Source organism: Pseudomonas sp. SST3 (assembly GCF_003325755.1).
The window spans coordinates 1-4,538 of record NZ_QORI02000108.1; the positions used below are offsets into that span (position 1 = coordinate 1).

Here is a 4,538-nt window from a genome sequence, read left to right on the forward strand (position 1 = left end):
CCGCGAATCATCGCGAACGACTCGGCGGAGGAGAAGATCGAAGCGCCGATGCGTGCGGTGACGGTCTGCTTGCCGGCGTTGATCATGTCGGCGTCGATGGTTTCTTCGGTCGGGAACGGGCCCATGCCAAGCAGGCCGTTTTCCGATTGCAGCATCACTTCCATGCCGTCGGGGATGTAGTTGGCCACCAGGGTCGGAATGCCGATACCGAGGTTGACGTAGTAACCGTCCTGCATCTCGCGGGCAACGCGTTGAGCCATTTGTTCGCGGGTAAGCGCCATGATTGTTTCCTCTTATTGTTCTGGACGGGGATTATTTGCGGACGGTGCGCTGTTCAATGCGCTTTTCGAAGGTGCCGCAGATGATCCGGTCGACGTAGATGCCAGGGGTGTGGATCTGCGCCGGGTCCAGCTCGCCCGGTTCGACGATTTCCTCGACTTCGACCACGGTGATCTTGCCGGCGGTGGCGGCCAGCGGGTTGAAAGTTCTGGGCGGTGTGACGGTAGATAACGTTACCGAAGTGGTCGGCTTTCCAGCCTTTGACGATGGCAAAGTCGCCGGTGATGGACTCTTCCATCAGATACGGGCGGCCCTTGAATTCGCGGGTTTCCTTGCCTTCGGCAACGGGGGTGCCGACGCCAGTGGCGGTAAAGAAGGCCGGAATGCCGGCACCGCCTGCGCGCATTTTTTCTGCCAGGGTGCCTTGAGGGGTAAGCACCACCTCAAATCTCGCCGCTGAGCAGTTGTTTCTCGAAGAGGGCGTTTTCACCCACGTAGGAAGCGATCACTTTGCTGATCTGCTTCTGTTCCAGCAGCACACCCAGGCCGAAGCCATCGACGCCACAGTTGTTGGAGACCACCGTCAGGTCGCGGGTACCTTTGCGCTTGATTTCGGCAATGAGGTTTTCCGGAATGCCACACAGGCCAAAACCACCGGAGAGCACGGTCATGCCGTCTTCCAGGCCTGCCAGCGCTTCTTCATAGGACGCCACGCGTTTATCGAAACCTGCCATATGCACCTCTTTTATTGTTTGTGGTCCAGCCAGTGAGTTGAGTGTTGCGCCAGCGGATTGATTTGTTAAGTTGTTTTTTAAGGTTGATTGATTTAGAAAAACAGCATAGTCCAGTCGTCGTCCGGAGCTGCGTCATGACCGTTAAACAGATGCGTGCCTTTCTCGCTGTTGCTCAGAGTCTGAGTTTTGCCGCTGCCTGCGAGCGTTTGCACCTCTCCCAGTCGGCGTTGAGCTTGACCATCAAGGGCCTGGAAGAAGGCTTGGGCGGGCGCCTGTTCAGCCGTAATACCCGTAACGTCGCGCTGACCCCTGAAGGTGAGTCCCTGTTACCCCTGGCCCGCCGGTTGATTGCCGACTGGGACAACGCTGAGGACGAACTGCGCCAGCGTTTTACCTTGCAACGGGGGCGTGTCACGGTGGCAGCGATGCCATCGTTTGCTGGCAACCTGCTGCCCCCCATCCTGAAGATATTCCGCGCCCGTTACCCTCAGGTGAACGTGACGGTGCATGACCTGATCAATGAGCAAGTGCTGGAGATGGTGCGCGACCGTCAAGTGGAGCTGGGGGTGGCCTTCGAGCCGTCTGAGGGCTCGTCATTGGCGTTCACGCCGTTGTATCTGGATCGCTTTGTCGCCGTGGTCCCAGGCGATTCAGCCTTGGCACAGTGTGCTGAAATCGACTGGGAAGCCTTGTTGGAACAGCCGTTCATCACCCTGCAACGGCCTTCCACTGTGCGGGTGATGCTGGAAGAACACCTCGGTGCCTTGCAGATGAAATTGCCCGTTGCCTTGGAAAGCCATCAATTGGCGACGGTGGGCAAAATGGTTGCCAGCGGTTTGGGGGTTAGCGCGGTGCCAGCGTTATGCGCCAGGCAGATGGAGGAGGCGGGAGCCCATTGCATTACCTTGACTGGCCCGGTGATCGAGCGGCCGATTGGGGTGCTGACCAAGCCGGGGCATGAACTGTCGGCGGCGGCGCAGGTGTTGTTTGATATCTTTCGGGATGAGGCGAGGAAGGGCAGGTTTCCAACTTTCTAAACCAGTAAATACACCTGTGGGAGCTGGCAAGCCAACTCCCACATTGATTGAGTACTACTTAGTAGTAACGGTCGATCACTTTAACTTGCGAGCTGTCTTTGAAAGACGCCCAGGCATTGTTAAGTGTGTCGAACACTTGCTCGATAAAGTTGCGATCAGCGGCGGCCTTCTTGCCGACATAACCCTGGCCACGGCGGTACATCTTCAGGCGCGCCGCCAGCTCACGGTTGTTACGGTCAAACTCGGCTTCTTCGGTATGGGGCGCCAGGCAGTCAATTTGCACTTCGCCGGATTTGCCAATCCACAGGATATGGTCGTCGAGTGTGTCTTTCTGCGCTGCGAACATCTCAGCCAATTCATCGATAGTGGGTTGGTTGTTCAGATTCATGTGTAAGCCCCTTGACCAGTTGGCGATCTATCAGTTGATTCGTTAATACCAGTAAGTTGTCTCCGGTCACTAAAACCGGGCGTCAGCGACGGGCTGCCGAATACGGGCAGGGTCTTGAAGCTGATGCATGTAGTCTTGCTGATGGACTGCTACGCAATGCTCTGATCACGAAGACAAGCCGCGTTTGAGCGCCTTGTACCTGTCCCTTCCGGGGCCGGTCAGCTTCATCAATCTGCCTTGTGGGCAGTGCACATCCGGAAAAACAGCTCGGCGGTCAGACGAGCCTGTTCAAAACGCTTGTTACCAACGCTCTCGATCCGAGAGACGTCTAGATCATGCAAGGACAAAAAGGTTACGTCAACGGTTATGTAGTGATTATTTTTGCTCACTACATAAATTGCCGCGGGGACGGGGGAATGCGCGAAAACGTGACTTGGGCGTCATTTTCTGTGCGGTGGGTCGCAGGGTTTTGGTGGCGAGTTTACGCAGATCCCCTGTGGGAGCTGGCTTGCCTGCGATGGCGATGTGTCAGTGAGTACATGTTCGCCTGACACACTGCTATCGCAGGCAAGCCAGCTCCCACATGTTGATGCGTCGCTATCTCAATCTCTCGGACAGTAAGGGTAATAGCCGCTCGCACGAGGCCTGGATCTTCACCTGCAACAGCTCATCACCCCGAGTCTTGCCCAGGTTGATGGCAATCACCGGCTTACCCTGATCGACCATCGCCTTGCACAGGCGAAACGCCGAATAGGCCATCAGCGATGACCCCACCACCAACAGTCCTTCGGCATGCTCTACCGCCGTCATTGCCTTGAGCGCCGTCGCTGGTGCGACGTTCTCGCCAAAGAACACCACATCCGGTTTCAGCCGTTCGCCATTGCAATGTGGGCAGTGGGGTACCAGGAAGCGCTGTTCAAACACCGGATCGAGCAAGGCGTCGCCATCCGGCGCTTGCACCGCATGAACCTGTGCCATGTGCGGGTTATCGACCTCCATCTGCCGCTGGATCACGTCGCGCTCGCTACGCAATTGGCAATCCAGGCACAGCACCCGATGCAAGCTGCCATGCAGCTCGATCACACCCTGGCTGCCGGCCTGGTCATGCAGGGTGTCGACGTTCTGCGTAATCAGCCCGCTGATGTGGCCACGGTGCTGCAGCGTCGCGAGCGCCAGGTGGGCCTTGTTCGGCTGGGCAATGCGCACCCGTGGCCACCCCAGCATCGCCCGCGCCCAGTAGCGGCGCCGCGCCTCGGGAGTGGCGAGGAATTCCTGGTACATCATCGGTGGCTTGCCCCGGCGTACACCTTCCCCGTCCCGGTAATCCGGGATACCTGAAGATGTACTGATCCCTGCGCCGGTCAGCACCAGGAAACGCCGGCCGGTCATGGCCCGGTGCAGGGTGTCGAGATGATCTTCCTGATGGTCCAGCGTGTCGAGCATGGGTTCCCCCTATTCGCCGCGGATGTATTGTTCCAGTTGCTGGATCAAGGCCGCTTGTTCGGCAATTGCTTCCTTGACCAGGTCACCGATGGACAGCAGGCCCAGCAGTTTGCCGTCTTCGACCACCGGCAGGTGGCGCAGGTGACTGTCGGTCATGATGTTCATGCATGCCTCGACACTCTTGTGAGTATCCACCGTGATCACCGGCGAGCTCATCACCTCATGGACCTTGGTGGTGACCGATGAGAGGCCCTTGAGCATGATTTTGCGCGCGTAATCCCGTTCACTGATGATGCCGACCACCACGTCATCCTTGACCACTGGCAAGGCACCGACGTTTTTCTCGGACATCCGCACCAGCGCTTCAAACACGGTGTGGTCCCATTTGATCGTGTGGACGTCCTGGTTTTTCTGATCCTTGGCTTTCAGCAGTTGTGCAACGGTCTTCATGGCGGCCACTCCGGTGTTGTTGTTGGTAGTCCAGATCCCCTACAGAATCCTAGACCGAACTCGCCGGAGCAAGGGCCAATGCGGCGTTAAACCTGTCGAAAAACGTCATGTGCCGGTTTTTTTCGGTATCTATCCCGCATTTACCGGCTTTTTCCCGCGTTTGGGGCTGGCGCCGGCCTTGCGCGGGGCGGCCTTGCGTTTCTTTTT

The 4,538-nt window shown here is 57.7% G+C and carries 6 protein-coding genes and 1 pseudogene; 2 read left to right on the forward strand and 5 right to left on the reverse strand.

Annotated elements, in window-relative coordinates; genetic code table 11:
- Positions 1-281, reverse strand: a 281-nt coding sequence (locus tag DQ405_RS24455) for a CoA-transferase (protein ID WP_342030457.1), incomplete at its 3' end; no start/stop codon positions are given.
- Between the two features lie 31 nt (positions 282-312).
- A pseudogene (locus DQ405_RS24460) lies at positions 313-1,013 on the reverse strand (CoA transferase subunit A).
- A gap of 134 nt (positions 1,014-1,147) precedes the next feature.
- On the opposite strand from DQ405_RS24460, the gene DQ405_RS24465 reads away from it, so the two are divergent.
- Positions 1,148-2,050 carry a LysR family transcriptional regulator gene (locus tag DQ405_RS24465; RefSeq protein WP_020303180.1) on the forward strand — a complete coding sequence of 301 codons (903 nt, stop codon included), beginning with the start codon at positions 1,148-1,150 and terminating at the stop codon, positions 2,048-2,050.
- Between the two features lie 58 nt (positions 2,051-2,108).
- Here the strand turns inward: DQ405_RS24465 and DQ405_RS24470 are convergent, their stop codons facing one another.
- The 3 genes from DQ405_RS24470 to DQ405_RS24480 form a co-directional block, all read right to left on the reverse strand.
- Positions 2,109-2,438 carry a hypothetical protein gene (locus DQ405_RS24470; protein ID WP_003190335.1) on the reverse strand — a complete coding sequence of 110 codons (330 nt, stop codon included), beginning with the start codon at positions 2,436-2,438 and terminating at the stop codon, positions 2,109-2,111.
- A 597-nt stretch (positions 2,439-3,035) separates the two neighbouring features.
- Entirely contained in the window at positions 3,036-3,881 is an 846-nt protein-coding gene (locus DQ405_RS24475; RefSeq protein WP_019821416.1) for an NAD-dependent protein deacetylase, read from the reverse strand.
- A gap of 9 nt (positions 3,882-3,890) precedes the next feature.
- Complete coding sequence (locus DQ405_RS24480) at positions 3,891-4,331, reverse strand: CBS domain-containing protein (RefSeq protein WP_014717973.1); 441 nt, start codon at positions 4,329-4,331, stop codon at positions 3,891-3,893.
- Between DQ405_RS24480 and DQ405_RS27270 the strand changes: the two genes are divergently transcribed.
- Positions 4,330-4,538, forward strand: a 209-nt coding sequence (locus tag DQ405_RS27270) for a hypothetical protein (RefSeq protein WP_206678938.1), incomplete at its 3' end; no start/stop codon positions are given. The genes DQ405_RS24480 and DQ405_RS27270 overlap by 2 nt on opposite strands.

Bases quoted from the DNA above. Each gene is read 5' to 3' on its own strand.
- DQ405_RS24470 (WP_003190335.1), bottom strand. From the start codon at position 2,438: ATGAATCTGAACAACCAACCCACTATCGATGAATTGGCTGAGATGTTC.
- DQ405_RS24480 (WP_014717973.1), bottom strand. From the start codon at position 4,331: ATGAAGACCGTTGCACAACTGCTGAAAGCCAAGGATCAGAAAAACCAG.
- DQ405_RS24465 (WP_020303180.1), top strand. From the start codon at position 1,148: ATGACCGTTAAACAGATGCGTGCCTTTCTCGCTGTTGCTCAGAGTCTG.
- DQ405_RS24475 (WP_019821416.1), bottom strand. From the start codon at position 3,881: ATGCTCGACACGCTGGACCATCAGGAAGATCATCTCGACACCCTGCAC.